The sequence below is a fragment of the Lysinibacillus irui genome (assembly GCF_028877475.1).
GTDB classification, from domain to species: Bacteria; Bacillota; Bacilli; order Bacillales_A; family Planococcaceae; genus Lysinibacillus; species Lysinibacillus irui.
In genome coordinates this window covers 499,590-515,988 of record NZ_CP113527.1, presented here as the reverse complement: position 1 = coordinate 515,988, position 16,399 = coordinate 499,590, and the positions used below count along the sequence as shown (strand labels likewise).

Sequence of the window (16,399 nt, the reverse complement as noted above, 5' to 3'; positions counted from 1 at the left end):
CCCAATCTAATAAACGAGCTATCTGTTTTATACAGATAGCTCCCAGTTTTCACAATTATTGTTGCTGAGCCTTCGTAAAGTTAGCTATTTTGTCAACCAGTTCCTCAGCTTGATGTAAGCCAGAAAGCGGATCAGAAGCAAAATAAAATTCAGATGGAAGCTCTAGTATTTGATTATTTTTTACAATATTTAAATTTGCCCATGTGGCTGGTAACTTCTCATCTTTGTAAAAGAAGTTAATCATGAAGTTATAGTCACCTACATAGTCTCCTACTACCTCATAGGAAATCTCATAACGCCCACCACTCGCTTCCTTTGAATCATATAACTCTTGCACCTTTCCTTGAGGTTTCATTTCCAAGATTTGATAGAGTGCTCTACCGCCTGATACGCCTGAATTTCCAACAACTGATGCATTTTTTTGAAACATTTCAAAAATAGTAAATGTTGCTCCATCTGGAATCACATCATTAATTTTTTGCTTCGCTTTTGCTATACGATCTTCAAATTCTTTTGTAAATGTTTCAGCCTCGTCCTGTCTTCCTAAAAAATTACCCATCGCCTTAATTTCTTCAGTTGCTGATGGATGAGCATCTTCAGCGAATACAAGGGTTGGTGCAATTTTCTCGAACTTCTCTACATCTTCTGGATTCCATGTAATGATTAAATCTGGTTTTAACTCCAAAACCTTTTCTAATGACACCTTACCATCCGTACCAATATTGGTAATTTCCCCATTCTTGTAATGTTGCTTTAAAAAGGCAGCATAATCGAGGTTAGCCGTTACTCCTCCTACGGGTACAATATCTAACGCTAAAATTTGACCAAGATACCAATCTGTTACGATTCTCTCTGCTCTCATCGGAATTTCTACTTTGCGTCCACTATCATCCATCACGATTCTAGTCTCTGGAGTAAGTGGTGTTTGTTGCTCCTCTTTAGTTTGACTAGTATCTTCATTGCATGCTGCTAATAAAACTAGCAAGCTTAATAAAAAAGATATTTTGATATGCTGAATCATCTTTTGCCTCATGAATTCATTTTCTCCATTCTCAAATCGTTTTGCTTGCGCGAGCTGATTCTTATTGTATTGAAAACGATTCTCATTTGTAATGGCAATTTCGGACATAGAACTTGCATATTTCAGCCTAAAACTGCTTGGTGCCATATTTGTCGCCTTTTTAAATGCTCGACTAAAATAGTATTCATCTTCAAAACCTAGTGAAATAGCAATTTCTTTTATGCCATAATGATGGGTCAGCAAGTATTTTTTTGCTTGCTCTATTCTCAATTGCTGTAAATAAATTTGTGGTCCCACCCCAAAACGAGCTTTAAAAATACGTAAAAGATGACGCGTACTGATATGAAGCATATCTGCTAATGTTTGCACAGATAATGGTTGATGAAGATGTTGTTTAATATACAAGTGTGCTACTTCAGCTTTATCCACTTCATGTGGAGTGCCTTGTCCATCAGCCATTTCATGAAATATAAGATAAATAAACTCATACATCGAAGCTTTAACTGATAGATGCTCTTGAATAGAGCCAGAATTCCATTTACTATACATATCCTGAAGAATGTTGTGAATGATGATTGGGTTCGCAGGTACACAAGAAAAGCATGTTTGAAAAGGTTGGTATTGTATTTGTAAATGCTGTAAAAAAGCATCTCTGTACATGACACTGCCTTTATAACCTATAAGAAAGTAACTAACTCTATGCTGCGCAGTAATCTGAAGACATTGAGATTTTCCGATGTGAAAAATAGTGAAGCGTTGTACATGATAAGGCTGTTCATCAATAACAACCTGTGCATCGCCTGCTGTGACAATAAGAAATGTGCTATAGGTTAATACTTTTGATATTCGGACTTCTGCTTTATTTATGTATTCGATATGCTTCACTTGAAGGAATGTATTTTGCCAAAGAAGCATGTAGGCATCATAGTTCATCTTCGTCTCCTTTCAACAGTTGTTATAGCTCCAGTATATTGATAATGATTATCAATATCAACAATCTTTTAAAATAAAAAAAAATCACCATTGACGATTTCTTGTCAATGGTGATGATTGCTATTTTATAAAAGCCCCTTACCCTTTGTTGCTTTTTTCATATCTTCGTTAAGTTTTTCAAAAAACTCTTCATTCGATTTTGTTGTACGTATTTTTTTCAGGAAGCGCTCTGCAAAATCAGGCGCATCTGAAAACGTTTTACGGATAGCCCATAGCTTTTCAAGTTGCTCTGGCTCAAGAAGAAGCTCTTCTTTACGTGTACCTGAACGACGAATATCAAGCGCTGGGAAAATACGGCGCTCTGCAAGCTGACGATCAAGATGGAGCTCTAAATTACCTGTTCCCTTAAATTCTTCATAAATTACTTCGTCCATCCGTGAACCCGTATCGACTAAAGCTGTTGCTAAAATCGTTAAGCTACCGCCTTCTTCAATATTTCGAGCTGAACCAAAGAAACGTTTCGGTCTATGGAAAGCCGCCGGATCAATACCACCTGAAAGTGTACGTCCACTTGGTGGAATTACTAGGTTATAAGCGCGCGCTAAACGTGTAATTGAGTCCATTAGAATAATGACATCACGCTTATGCTCCACTAAACGTCGTGCACGTTCTAATACAATCTCTGCCACTTTTACATGGTTCTCTGGCACTTCATCGAAAGTTGAGCTGACAACATCTGCATTGACAGAACGTTCAATATCTGTAACTTCCTCAGGACGTTCATCAATCAGTAAGACAATTAACTCTGCTTCAGGATGATTGGTTGTAATGGCGTTCGCGATTTCTTTTAATAAAGATGTTTTCCCCGCCTTTGGTGGTGCAACGATTAAACCACGTTGGCCAAAGCCCACAGGTGCAACTAAATCCATGATACGTGTCGATAAATTACGTTGTGTTGTTTCTAGCTTAATTTGTCGATTCGGATATAAAGGTGTTAATGCAGGGAAATGAACACGTTCTTTCGCCACTTCAGGATCTTCGCCATTAACAGCATCTACTTGTAATAGGCCATAATAGCGCTCATTTTCCTTTGGTGGGCGCACCTTTCCTGACACCTTGTCCCCATTACGTAGATCAAAGCGACGTATTTGGGATGCAGAAATATAAATATCTTCTTTACTTGGAGAGTAGTTGATTGGTCGAAGGAAGCCAAAGCCCTCTTGCGAAACAATTTCTAGTACGCCTTCCATAAAGAAATAGCCCTCTTGCTCTGAACGCGTTTTCAAAATAGCAAATATTAATTCTTTTTTCGTTAGCTTGCTATAATATGAAATTTTATATTGGCGTGCAAGGGCGTAAAGCTCTTTTAACGTCATGTTTTCTAATTGAGCGATTGTCAATGCAGACATATGCACAACTCCAGTCTTTTTCAAAATATAATACATTATTGGGGTTTTCATTGAAGTTTTTACGATAGGCTCTGTTAACGCTTATATGGTGCCTTAGTTTAATAATAACTACTGGTACACTTTCTACCATAAAACGAAACTTCGCCTTACAAAATATTGGATGGTTAATTAAAGAAGAAGGTACCTAGCACAATAGATGTACTAGGTATATTTTAGAAGAAAATATCATTAATATCTAGGTTTTTTCTCAAGAGCGTGACGGCCTTCAACAAAACGAACCGTACCAGATTTAGCACGCATAACTACTGAATGTGTTAAGGCATAAGCACCTTTATATTGAACACCCTTTAAAAGCTCGCAATCTGTTACAGCAGTCGCTGCAAAAATAGCATCGTCACCTTTTACTAGGTCATCTAAATAAAGAACTTTTTCAACATCTACACCCATTTTTGTGCAGCGTTCTAATTGCTCCTCATCCTCTGGTACAAGTTTTGCTTGGAAATCTCCACCCAGGCATTTTAACGCGACAGCTGCAATAACGCCCTCTGGTGCGCCACCTGTTCCAAACATAATATCAATACCTGTTTCATCAAAAGCAGTATTAATCGCTGCACCAACATCGCCATCTTGAATAAATTTAATACGTGCACCCGCTTCACGAATTTCATCAACAATTGCTTGGTGACGTGGTCGATCTAAAAGAGTAGCGACAACATCAGAAATATCTTTATTTTTAGCTTTTGCAACTTGTAATAAGTTATAAGTGACAGAAGCATTGATATCTACTTTCCCAGCAGCTTCTGGTCCAACGGCAATTTTCTCCATGTACATGTCTGGAGCATTTAACAGATTCCCTTTATCTGCAATCGCAAGTACTGTCATCGCACCATTTGTACCTTTTGCCACAATATTTGTACCTTCTAGTGGATCCACTGCAATATCTACCTGTGGACCGCCATTTCGTAAACCAAGTTCTTCACCAATATAAAGCATTGGTGCTTCATCCATTTCACCTTCACCAATTACTACTGTAGCATGCATTGGAATTGTATCGAACATTTTGCGCATCGCTGTTGTTGCTGCATCATCTGCCTCAATTTTTAAACCGCGCCCCATCCATTTCCCGGATGCGATTGCTGCTGCTTCTGTTACTCGTACTACTTCCATCGATAAACTACGTTCCATTGTTGCTTTGCCTCCCGTTATTGGCATCTTATACGTGCCAAAACATTCAAATTACCTCTATTGTAACATAATTGGTTGAAAACTTTTAGCTCTCATTATTCCTTTGTCTCAGCTACGCGTGCCATGATGGTTTCACGTCGAATATCAGCGCCTAAATCACGTAATTTCTCAATAAGTGAGCTATAGCCACGTTCAATATGATAGATATCATGAATTTCTGTTTCACCTTCCGCTAGGAGACCAGCTAATACTAAAGCTGCACCAGCGCGAAGATCTGTAGCTGTTACGGTTGAGCCATGCAATTTACTTGGCCCTTTAATAATAGCCGTGTTTCCTTCTACTCGAGCATCTGCATTCATACGTCGAAGTTCATCAATATGCTTAAATCGAGCTGTATAAATAGTATCTGTTACTTTTGAGGAACCGAATGCTTGTGACATTAACACAGCAAGTGGTTGCTGAATATCCGTCGGGAATCCTGGATATACCAAGGTTTTGACATCCACCGCTTGTAATGTTGAGAGGTCTGTTTTAGGCACATAAATGCTTTCTTCCCCAATTTCAATTTTCACACCCATTTCACGAAGCTTGGCAATAATAGCTTCTAAATGCAGTGGAATAACATTATCAATAGTAATACCGTCACCGACTGCTGCAGCCATAATTAAAAATGTAGAAGCTTCAATACGATCTGGAATAATCGTATGCTCGGTACCGTGTAATTCTTCCACACCTTCAATACGGATAACACTTGTACCTGCACCTTTAATATTAGCTCCCATATTCGTTAGAAGTGTTGCTACATCGATAATTTCAGGTTCCTTTGCAGCATTTTCAATGACAGTACGTCCCTTTGCAAGGACTGCGGCTAACATGATATTAATTGTAGCTCCAACACTGGCCACATCTAAATAAATTTTTGCCCCAATCAATTCATCTGCGCGTAAATATATCGCCCCATGTTCATTGGTAATTTTAGCTCCCAATGCCTCAAAGCCTTTTATATGTTGATCAATTGGACGTGGTCCTAAAAAGCAGCCTCCAGGTAATCCAATAACTGCTTTCTTAAAACGACCAAGCATAGCACCCATTAAATAATAGGAAGCGCGTAGCTTTTTAACGTTACCATTTGGTAACGGCAATGCAATCATATCGGTTGGATCGATCGTCATTTTACCATTCTCAAACGAAACTTCCCCGCCAATTTCCTCTAACAAAGCCTTTAATGTCCATGCATCTGAAATTTCGGGTATCCCTCCAATAGTCACTGGAGAGTTCGCCAAAATTGATGCAGGAATTAAGGCGACTGCACTATTTTTTGCACCACTAACTTTAATTGTACCTTGAAGACGATTTTCGCCAGTAATTTTATAAACATCCATTTTGCGTTCTCCCTCATGATTGGAAAGTAGTATTTTTTGCAATTCGCTCACACTGTATATTCTTATTATTCGCCTTTTCTCTTATTCCAATCCGCTAAAAATCCTTCAATTCCTTTTTCCGTTAATGGATGGTGGAAAAGTTGTTTTAATACTTTAAACGGAGTAGTTGAAATATGTGCGCCCGCTAATGCTGCAGCCGTAACGTGCTGTGGATGACGAACAGAGGCAGCAATAATTTGCGTATCGATATTATGAATTGTAAAAATATCAGCAATTGTTTCAATTAGTTCTACACCATTTTGACCAATGTCATCTAAACGGCCGATAAATGGTGATACGTATGTAGCACCTGCACGCGCAGCCATTAATGCTTGGTTTGCACTAAAGATTAATGTCACATTTGTTTTAATACCTTTGTTTGCAAAGTAACGACAAGCCTCTAATCCAGCTGGTGTCATTGGTAGTTTCACTGTAATGTTTGGAGCAATCGCAGCTAATTCTAAACCTTCTTTAATCATTCCTTCTGCATCAAGCGCAATAACTTCCCCGCTCACAGAGCCATCAACTAGCTCAGCAATTTCACGTAGACGATCATGGAAAGAAACATTTTCTTCTTTAGCAACTAACGATGGGTTTGTTGTAACTCCTGATAAGATACCCCATGCATGTGCCTCTTTAATCTCTTCAAAATTTGCTGTATCAATGAAAAATTTCATTATATTTCCTCCTGATCATTTTTCTTATATTATTAGTTATTTTCCAAATTTTCATTATTTCAAAAACAAGAGAAGGTCGATTGAAAGCATCAACACTTCTCTTATTATGTGTATTTATCTATGCTTTTGTAACATATTAAATGCAAAAATTATGCTTTTTGTGCACTTCCAAATTCACGAATTTTACCAATAACCGTAGCTTTGATGGCTTCACGTGCTGGACCAAGGAATTTACGAGGATCGTAAACCACTTTGTCATTGTCAAGAATTTCACGGATTACTTTTGTTGCTTCAATTTGATTTTCAGTATTGACGTTGATTTTAGCTGTACCTAATGAAATGGAGCGTTGGATATCTTTTGTTGGGATACCTGTACCACCGTGTAATACAAGTGGTAGATCTGCCAGCTTAGAGATTTCTTCCATTTCTTTAAAGCCTAGGTTCGGCTCTCCTTTGTAAGGACCATGTACAGAGCCAAGTGCTGGTGCTAAGCAGTCGATATCAGTTAGCTCAACCATTTTGCGGCATTCTTCTGGATTAGCGTAAATAATACCACCGATTACGCCATCTTCATCCCCACCAACTGTTCCTAATTCTGCTTCAACAGAAACGCCTTTAGCATGTGCGTATTCTACTACTTCTGAAGTAATTTTAACATTTTCCTCAAATGGGTGATGTGATGCATCAATCATCACGGAAGTAAAGCCTGCATCAATTGCTTCTTTACATTTTGCAAAGCTAGAACCATGGTCAAGATGAATCGCTACAGGAACTGTCGTACCGTAAGATTCCATTAAACCTTTTACCATGTGAACAACAGCGACAAATCCGCCCATGTATTTACCTGCGCCTTCAGAAACACCAAGAATCACTGGAGATTTTTCTTCTTCTGCTGCTTGTAAAATTGCTTGTGTCCATTCAAGGTTGTTAATGTTGAATTGACCAACAGCATAACCCTCTGCTTTTGCTTTAATTAACATCTCTTTCATAGATACTAATGCCATACTAAAAATCCTCCTCATAGGACTATTCTTTCTACATAAATATGCTCCTCAATCATAGCAAAAATAATAGCCCCTGAAAAGCAGGGGCTATTATTTTCTACACGAAAGCGGAGTGCAACGTAGCGACAGTGTCAGCCGCAGTGCAGTGAAACGAAACGAAGGCCAAGCCCCTGAAAAGCAGGGGCTATTATTTTCTACACGAAAGCGGAGTGCAACGTAGCGACAGTGTCAGCCGCAGTGCAGTGAAACGAAACGGAGGCCAGCCCCTGAAAAGCAGGGGCTATTATTTTCTACACGAAAGCGGAGTGCAACGTAGCGACAGTGTCAGCCGCAGTGCAGTGAAACAAAACGGAGGCCAGCCCCTGAAAAGCAGGGGCTATTATTTTCTACACGAAAGCGGAGTGCAACGTAGCGACAGTGTCAGCCGCAGTGCAGTGAAACGAAACGGAGGCCAGCCCCTGAAAAGCAAGGGCTATTATTTTCTACACGAAAGCGGAGTGCAACGTAGCGACAGTGTCAGCCGCAGTGCAGTGAAACGAAACGGAGGCCAAGCCCCTGAAAAGCAGGGGCTATTATTTTCTACACGAAAGCGGAGTGCAACGCAACGCAACTGACAGAAAAAAACAGGCCGTGTGTCCACTGCCTGCTTTTTACACCTGTAAAGCTTTATTTACCTCATCACGTACTTCAAAAATATCAAATGGTTTTGTAAAGTAACGAATAGCTCCTAATTCTAAAGCTTCTTTTACCACATCTAACTCGCCATAGGCTGTCATCATAAAGACAGGGAGCTTTGGAAACTTTTCTTTTAAACGCTTCAAAATTTCAATACCGTCCATACCAGGGATTTTCATATCCAATAAAACACAATCCATTTTTTGCTCATCTGCATACTTTAATGCCTCTGAACCATTAGCCGCTAAATATGTAATATAACCTTCCTTTTTCAGCACTTCATTTAAAAGTAAACGAATCCCCTGCTGATCATCGACAATAAGTAATCGTTTCACATCGCATTCCGCCCTTTTTTATTTTTAGTCTTACACAAATACTTTCGTTATTATGTATAATTCTCCTTTTTCAGCTTAATACCTTCTAGTATTATAAATTATCTGCTTTTGCTTTCTATCTTTTCCACCTCTATAATATTGATAGAGGTGGAAACATGTCAAAAATACTAACAACACAATTAAGTGGATTATTACAAAGAATAACCCAAAATGAAGAGGATGCCATCGAGGAGACAGCAAGGCTACTTGCACAAGCAGCCATTGGTGAGGGTCACGTATATTTCATCTGCTTTGGTGAAATGCAAGTTGTAGAGTTCAATGCACTCCAAGCAGTCGAACCATTTAACAAGCTAGCTCCATGGACTTCGGATACAAGCTTAACAGAAGCCGACCGCGTTTGTATTTTTACACGTAGTGCACAAGATCCGGAGGCACTCGCTTTAGCCCAAGAATTAAATAAACGTTTTATTCCTTTTGCTGCTGTAGCTAGTGAACTAGCCGATGCAGAAAATCCTCTTGCAGATTTGGCCTATACGTATATCTCTACACGTGTCAAAGGCGGGTTGTTACCAAATGATTTAGGACAACGAATTGTTGTTCCTCATGCAATGGCTGGCCTTTTTGTATACGAGGCAGTAAAAATTGCTTATGACGAAATGCTCGGCTTTGACGAGGAAGAACTGTAAGCTATTCAAAATAAAAGAGTTGTCTCAATAAACGAGACAACTCTTTTTAATTTATTTAAATGTTGCACCGATAAAATCACGGAACAATGGTTGTGGACGATTTGGACGTGAAACTAGCTCTGGGTGGAATTGACATGCTACAAAGAAATTGTTTTCTGGTAGCTCAATAATTTCAACCAATTTGCCATCAGGGCTTGTACCTGAGAAGACAAGACCAGCTGCTTCCATTGCTTCACGGTATTCATTATTAAATTCATAGCGATGACGGTGACGCTCATAAACAAGCTCTTTGCCGTAAGCTGTGCTTGCTTTAGAGCCATCTTTTAATTTACATGGATATAATCCTAAACGTAATGTACCACCGATATCAACACTATCGTTTTGATCAGGTAAGAAATCGATAATTGGATACTCTGTATTGGCATCAAGCTCTGTAGAATGTGCACCTTTTAGGCCAAGGACATTACGAGCAAATTCTACTGTGGCCAATTGCATACCTAAACAAATACCTAAGAAAGGTACATCATTTTCACGTGCATATTGTGTCGCTAAAATTTTGCCTTCCACACCACGATCACCGAAGCCACCTGGTACTAAAATTGCGTCTGCACCTTTTAAAAGTGAAGCAACATTATCTGCATCTACGTGTTCTGCATTAATCCAGTCAATTTCAATATCAGAATTATATACATAACCTGCATGCTTTAATGCCTCAACTACTGAAATGTAAGCATCTTGTAGTTCTACATATTTCCCTACTAATGCTACCTTTCTTTTATTTGGTAAGTTCTTCACCTTTTCTACAAGTTCGCGCCATTCTTCCATATCTGCCTCTGGAGCTTCAATACCAAAATGATCAAGAACGATATCATCTATATCTTGTGCGTGAAGGTTTAATGGTACTTCATATAAATGCTCAGCATCGCGAGATTCAATAATTTCATGTGGTTGAACATCACAGAATAATGCTAATTTCTCTTTCATATCTTGTGGTACTTCTTGTTCTGTACGTACAACAATAATGTTTGGCTGGATTCCTAAAGAGCGCAATTCTTTTACAGAATGTTGTGTAGGTTTTGTTTTAAGCTCACCAGCTGCTTTAATATAAGGAATAAGTGTACAGTGAATATACATTACATTGTTATGCCCTAAATTTGTTTTCATTTGGCGGATTGCTTCAAGGAATGGTAATGATTCAATATCACCTACTGTTCCTCCAACCTCTGTAATAACAACGTCTGCATTTGTTTCACGACCAGCGCGTTGGATACGGTCTTTGATTTCATTTGTAATATGAGGAATTACTTGAACTGTTCCACCGTTATAATCTCCACGACGTTCTTTCTGTAAAACAGATTGATAAACGCGACCTGAAGTTACTGTAGAATGTTTTCCTAGGTTAATATCAATGAAACGTTCATAGTGTCCTAAGTCTAAGTCAGCCTCAGCACCATCATCCGTTACAAATACTTCACCATGTTGATAAGGGCTCATTGTACCTGGGTCTATATTGATATATGGGTCAAATTTTTGAATCGTAACTTCTAAACCGCGATTTTTTAATAAACGACCTAGAGATGCTGCAACAATCCCTTTTCCAAGAGATGATACAACCCCACCTGTTACAAAAATATACTTCGTCATGAATAAATTCCTCCTTATGATGTACTTAAATCACTAAATCATTTAGGGTTCAAAACAACTTACATTCTAATACCCTAAAAAAAGAAAAGCCGAGAATGTCTACAAAACGTAGTCGATTCGAAGCTGTAATCGGTTCTATCTCTTTTCACTTTCCTTTAAACCTTAAAACTCTAACAACTATTCAGTACCGTTTACTTACATCATGAATAAATAAAAACATTTATATTCATAGCTGTATTAAAAGCATGGGAGAACTAAACTGAATAAAAGTTAAAAACAAAAAAACGCTCCTCCTGCATAGGTTTGCAGGGGGAGCGTATTATATACACGGTCTTTCTCCTTCTTTTAAGGAGCCCAAGTAAAAGATTAAACGGAACCGTGGTAGAAGTCAAGATTTTTTACATTGAGCTTAAAAGAAAGAAAATTCTAAGAGTACTGTATTAGATCTCTTCCTCTTCTTCCTCAAACTCTTCTTCTTCATCAATAAAGTCTTCATCGATCTCTTCATCAATGTCTTCTAATTCATCATCATCAAAATCGATATCTTCTTTATCCTCTTCTTCTTCATCAAGTTCTTCTTCATCAACGAACTCTTCGAAGTCTTCGTCAAAATCAATATCCTCTTCATCTAGATCTACATCATCAAGGTCCTCATCCTCATCAAACGCAGCTTTAGATTTTTTCTTTTGAGTCTTAACTGAAGGTGCTGTTTCTTCTTCAATTTGCTCAACTTTAAACCATTCACGTAAGCCCCAACCTGTTTCTTGATTATATAAGAAACGGCCATCTATATTGATATCTGTGTAAAATTGTAGTAGACGGGATTTCATTTCTTCATCACTATAGCCTACAAGTTCTTGAATTATTTTTAGCAAATCATTAAAAGACACTGAGGCACGTTTTTCATTTAAAACTGCATAAGCTAAGTTAATTAACGATTCTTCTGTTAATTGTTCCTTTGTCATTTCACGAAAATTCAATTCGTGCACTTCCTTTCCCTCATCACAATGGACGTATTAAAATTACATGGTGCTTTATTTTCCAAGCGCAGCAAAAAAGGCCACGCAAAAGGTACTTTCCATACAATAAGCATAATACCCATTATATACAAAGTTTTAGCCCCTTTGCTAGCTTCAATTACTGTTTTTTATATTACGCATTTTTTTTATTCCAAGATAAAACAAATAGACAGATAATAGTAGTAAAGGAATAGCGCCAATTTGCTTATTATACAGGAAAAAGGCTCCCAATACTAAAGCTAATATAATTATGTAGTGAATTACTGCTTTCATCCTCTACCGCGCCTCCCCTTTTTTTTACATTTCTATTATAACGAAAATAAAAAGAAGTGCCTAATCTAAAGACTAGACACTAAATGCTTGAGTTACAAAAATTAAATAAAACTATTAGAAATGATGAAGTTTTGAACTACCATTACATGTTACGACGATATTGTCCACCTACTTCATATAAGGCTTTCGTAATTTGTCCTAAACTAGCTACTTTTACTGTTTCCATCAGCTCAGCAAAAATATTGCCGTTATTGACAGCAACTTCTTGTAAACGTGCAATAGCTGCTTCACTTTCCCCTTCATGCGCCTTCCAGAATGCTTGTAAATTGTGAATTTGTGTTTCCTTTTCTTCAGTTGAGGCACGGGCAATTTCCATATTATCTATATCTGCATCTGAAGGTGGATTTGGATTTAAGTAAGTATTGACACCGATAATCGGTAACTCACCAGAGTGCTTTAGCATTTCGTAGTACATGGACTCCTCTTGAATTTTACCTCGTTGGTACTGCGTCTCCATCGCACCTAGCACCCCACCACGATCATTGATACGATCAAATTCTTCAAGGACCGCTTCTTCTACAAGATCTGTCAACTCTTCTACAATAAACGCACCTTGTAGCGGATTTTCATTTTTCGCTAAACCATGTTCCTTCGTAATAATCATTTGTATAGCCATCGCACGGCGCACTGATTCCTCAGTAGGCGTAGTAATAGCCTCATCATAGGCGTTAGTATGCAATGAGTTACAATTATCTTGTAAAGCCATTAATGCCTGTAGTGTTGTACGAATATCATTAAAATCAATCTCCTGTGCGTGTAGACTACGACCAGATGTTTGAATATGATATTTCAGCTTTTGAGCACGCTCATTCGCACTATATTTATCACGCATAACAATTGCCCAAATACGGCGAGCAACACGTCCAATAACTGTATACTCAGGATCTAATCCATTTGAGAAGAAGAACGATAGGTTTGGTGCAAAGTCATTAATATTCATGCCTCGACTTAAATAATACTCTACATACGTAAAGCCATTTGCTAAGGTAAAGGCTAATTGAGAAATAGGATTTGCTCCAGCCTCTGCAATATGGTAGCCGGAAATAGAAACTGAATAGTAGTTACGCACTTTATGATCAATGAAGTACTGCTGAATATCACCCATCATACGTAAAGCAAATTCAGTTGAGAAAATACATGTATTTTGCCCTTGATCTTCTTTTAAAATATCAGCCTGCACTGTTCCACGCACAACCTGCAATGTTTTCTCACGTGTCTCCGTAAACTCTTCAACTGTCAAAGTACGTCCTAACTCTTTCTCACGCAATTGTACTTGTTGATCAATTGCTGTATTCATGAACATGGCTAAAATAATAGGTGCTGGACCATTAATTGTCATGGAAACAGATGTAGAAGGAGCACATAAATCAAAGCCTGCATAAAGCTTTTTCATATCTTCTAGTGTACAGATTGATACACCTGATTCGCCGACCTTACCATAAATATCTGGTCGGTAATCTGGGTCCTCCCCATACAATGTAACAGAATCAAATGCTGTAGATAAACGCTTTGCATCATCATCCTTCGATAAATAGTGGAAGCGTTTATTTGTTCGCTCTGGCGTGCCTTCACCAGCAAATTGACGCTTTGGATCTTCACCTTCACGTTTGAATTGGAAAACTCCTGCTGTATATGGGAATTCTCCAGGCACATTTTCTTTATAAACCCAACGCAATATTTCACCGTAGTCCTCAAACTTTGGCAATACTACTTTTGGAATTTTCGTACCAGAAAGACTGGTTGTTTTTAAGATTGTGCGAATTTCTTTATCACGAACTTTTGTCACAAACTCATCGCCAGCATAGGCTTCTTTTAAAGCTTGCCAATTATCCAATATACGCTTGGATTCTGCTGTTAATTCGTCCCTAACACCTTCTGCTAAAGAAGCAAGCGATGCGACAAGAGCATCATCTGGCGCCTTTTCCTTAACTGCTGCCATGGCCCCTTCTAATTGGAACAGACGTCGGGCAAATGCCACCTGCTGTTCTGATTTTTTATGATAGCCACGAACTGTATCCGTAATTTCCCGTAAATAATAACGACGGTCATTTGGAATGATAACATCTTGCTTTTGTGTCTTAGCAAATTGCTCATAGCTCGTTTCCCAATTGTAGCCTGTTTTCTCATTAATAATATTTACTAAGGCTGCGAATAATGCATTGGTCCCTTTATCATTAAATTGACTAGCAATCGTACCGTATACTGGCATAGCATCAAGTGATTCTTCCCAAAGCTCTCTTGAACGTTGATATTGTTTTTGAACTTGGCGTAATGCATCCTCTGAGCCTTTTCGCTCAAATTTATTAATAGCAATAACATCTGCAAAATCAATCATATCGATTTTCTCAAGCTGTGTTGGTGCACCAAATTCACTTGTCATCACATACATAGATAGATCCGTGTATTTTGTAATTTCAGCATCACCTTGACCAATACCACTTGTTTCTACGATGATTAAATCATAGCCTGCTACTCGTACAACATCTAGAACATCACCAATCGATGCTGATAATTCCGTACGTGAGCCACGAGTTGCTAAACTACGCATGTAAACACGGTTATTGAAGATAGCATTCATACGAATTCGATCCCCAAGTAATGCCCCACCCGTTTTTTGCTTTGTTGGATCAACGGACAGAATGGCTACACGTTTATCTGGGAATTCCTTTAAGAATCGGCGAATTAGTTCATCTGTTAAAGAAGATTTCCCTGCTCCACCTGTTCCTGTAATCCCCATTACAGGTGTACCTTTAGAACGCTTTCGTGCCTCATCCAACATTTCTTTCGTAGCTTCATCATCATTTGACTCAGCTGCTGTTATTAAATTTGCTAAAATTTCTGGCGTATCTGTTGTTAATGCCTCTAATTTCTCTAAATAGTTACCTGTTGCAGTAGGAAAGTCTGTTCCTTTAATTTGCTCATTGATCATTCCTTGTAGCCCTAATACACGGCCATCCTCTGGTGAGAAAATTCCTGCAATGCCATATGCATGAAGCTCTTTTATTTCCCGAGGTAAAATTACCCCTCCACCACCGCCATAAATTTTAATATGAGGTGCTCCTTTTTCACGCAGTAAATCATACATATATTTAAAGTATTCCATATGTCCGCCTTGATAAGAAGAAACAGCAATACCTTGTGCATCTTCTTGTATCGCAGCATTCACGACTTCTTCAACCGAGCGGTTATGACCTAAATGGATTACTTCCACACCGCTCGATTGTAAAATGCGTCGCATAATATTGACTGAAGCATCATGTCCATCAAAAAGACTCGATGCTGTCACAAAACGTACATGATTTTTTGGACGATATACTTCTACCTTTGTCATATGAAATCCTCACTCTCTCCCCTTAATGAATTGAAAAAAGCCGGCAATTGCAATGTCGCTGTATGCAATTACCGACAAACCCCTTACGAAATATTAGAACCCCTTTATGCCTGAAATAAACAATGTAATTTGCATATCAATAAACTCTTCAATTGAATGCTGACGATGTAATGCCCATTTGCGGAACGCCCAACTTTGTCCTGATACAACTAAGTTATTGGCTGCTAAATGGATTTGCTTGTCTGTCATTGTTAATTCTCCAGACTGTACACAACGCTGTAGCAATCGCTCAAATGTAGCAACCATTTCAAATTCTTTACTAAATACATAGCGTTGTGCTTCTTTTGATAATGATTTGGTTTCTTGATACATGATTGTTAGCTCATCAACCATGCTATCAATTTGCAGGAAATATTCTCGAATCATTTCTTTTAACTCATCGATAGTTCCCGCTTTAATCTCGTAACTCGAAAGTCGCTCCATCGCATGGTGATAAATACTATCACATACAAGATAAAGAACGTCTTCTTTAGTTCGAATGTACTCATACAACGTACCGATACTAAAGCCAGCAGCTTTTGCAATTTCTCTCGTCGTAGCACGGTGAAAGCCTTTTTCTTTAAATAACTTAATAGCTCCCTGAATCATTTGTTCACGACGAATGGCGATTAAATTTTCATCTTTTACGGTTGACTGTACTTGGGGCCTTTTATCTTTTTCAGTCAT

13 protein-coding genes are annotated in these 16,399 nt (G+C 38.4%); 1 reads left to right on the top strand and 12 read right to left on the bottom strand.

The window, feature by feature from the left end:
• Window positions 1-55 precede the first annotated feature (55 nt).
• The 7 genes from OU989_RS02495 to OU989_RS02465 all read right to left on the bottom strand — a co-directional run bounded on the left by OU989_RS02495 (window position 56) and on the right by OU989_RS02465 (window position 8,660).
• Window positions 56-1,954: an AraC family transcriptional regulator gene (locus OU989_RS02495; RefSeq protein WP_274795538.1), complete on the bottom strand. Its 1,899-nt coding sequence runs from the start codon at window positions 1,952-1,954 to the stop codon at window positions 56-58.
• Window positions 1,955-2,079: 125 nt separating this feature from the next.
• Complete coding sequence (gene rho / locus OU989_RS02490; protein ID WP_274795537.1) at window positions 2,080-3,363, bottom strand: transcription termination factor Rho; 1,284 nt, start codon at window positions 3,361-3,363, stop codon at window positions 2,080-2,082.
• 228 nt (window positions 3,364-3,591) lie between these two features.
• The gene (gene glpX / locus OU989_RS02485) at window positions 3,592-4,548 is read right to left on the bottom strand and encodes a class II fructose-bisphosphatase (protein WP_274795536.1); all 957 of its coding nucleotides are present in this window, start codon (window positions 4,546-4,548) and stop codon (window positions 3,592-3,594) included.
• Between the two features lie 95 nt (window positions 4,549-4,643).
• Window positions 4,644-5,930, bottom strand: coding sequence for a UDP-N-acetylglucosamine 1-carboxyvinyltransferase (locus OU989_RS02480; RefSeq protein ID WP_274795535.1), 1,287 nt, complete (start codon window positions 5,928-5,930; stop codon window positions 4,644-4,646).
• A 65-nt stretch (window positions 5,931-5,995) separates the two neighbouring features.
• A complete protein-coding gene (gene fsa, locus OU989_RS02475) occupies window positions 5,996-6,646 on the bottom strand; it encodes a fructose-6-phosphate aldolase (protein ID WP_274795534.1) in 651 nt (216 codons plus the stop codon).
• 149 nt (window positions 6,647-6,795) lie between these two features.
• Window positions 6,796-7,650, bottom strand: coding sequence for a class II fructose-bisphosphate aldolase (locus OU989_RS02470; protein WP_274795533.1), 855 nt, complete (start codon window positions 7,648-7,650; stop codon window positions 6,796-6,798).
• 650 nt (window positions 7,651-8,300) lie between these two features.
• Window positions 8,301-8,660 (bottom strand): response regulator, encoded by a 360-nt coding sequence (locus tag OU989_RS02465; RefSeq protein WP_274795532.1) that lies wholly within the window; start codon window positions 8,658-8,660, stop codon window positions 8,301-8,303.
• A 155-nt stretch (window positions 8,661-8,815) separates the two neighbouring features.
• On the opposite strand from OU989_RS02465, the gene OU989_RS02460 reads away from it, so the two are divergent.
• Window positions 8,816-9,346 (top strand): DUF2529 family protein, encoded by a 531-nt coding sequence (locus OU989_RS02460; RefSeq protein WP_274795531.1) that lies wholly within the window; start codon window positions 8,816-8,818, stop codon window positions 9,344-9,346.
• A 51-nt stretch (window positions 9,347-9,397) separates the two neighbouring features.
• On the opposite strand, the gene OU989_RS02455 is transcribed toward OU989_RS02460, so the two are convergent.
• The 5 genes from OU989_RS02455 to OU989_RS02435 all read right to left on the bottom strand — a co-directional run bounded on the left by OU989_RS02455 (window position 9,398) and on the right by OU989_RS02435 (window position 16,399).
• Window positions 9,398-10,990, bottom strand: a complete 1,593-nt coding sequence (locus OU989_RS02455) for a CTP synthase (RefSeq protein WP_274795530.1) — start codon at window positions 10,988-10,990, stop codon at window positions 9,398-9,400.
• A gap of 440 nt (window positions 10,991-11,430) precedes the next feature.
• Window positions 11,431-11,970, bottom strand: a complete 540-nt coding sequence (rpoE, locus tag OU989_RS02450; protein ID WP_274795529.1) for a DNA-directed RNA polymerase subunit delta — start codon at window positions 11,968-11,970, stop codon at window positions 11,431-11,433.
• Window positions 11,971-12,123: 153 nt separating this feature from the next.
• Window positions 12,124-12,282, bottom strand: coding sequence for a hypothetical protein (locus OU989_RS02445; RefSeq protein ID WP_274795528.1), 159 nt, complete (start codon window positions 12,280-12,282; stop codon window positions 12,124-12,126).
• Window positions 12,283-12,424: 142 nt separating this feature from the next.
• Window positions 12,425-15,673: a fused isobutyryl-CoA mutase/GTPase IcmF gene (gene icmF, locus OU989_RS02440; RefSeq protein WP_274795527.1), complete on the bottom strand. Its 3,249-nt coding sequence runs from the start codon at window positions 15,671-15,673 to the stop codon at window positions 12,425-12,427.
• Window positions 15,674-15,766: 93 nt separating this feature from the next.
• Entirely contained in the window at window positions 15,767-16,399 is a 633-nt protein-coding gene (locus tag OU989_RS02435) for a TetR/AcrR family transcriptional regulator (RefSeq protein ID WP_274795526.1), read from the bottom strand.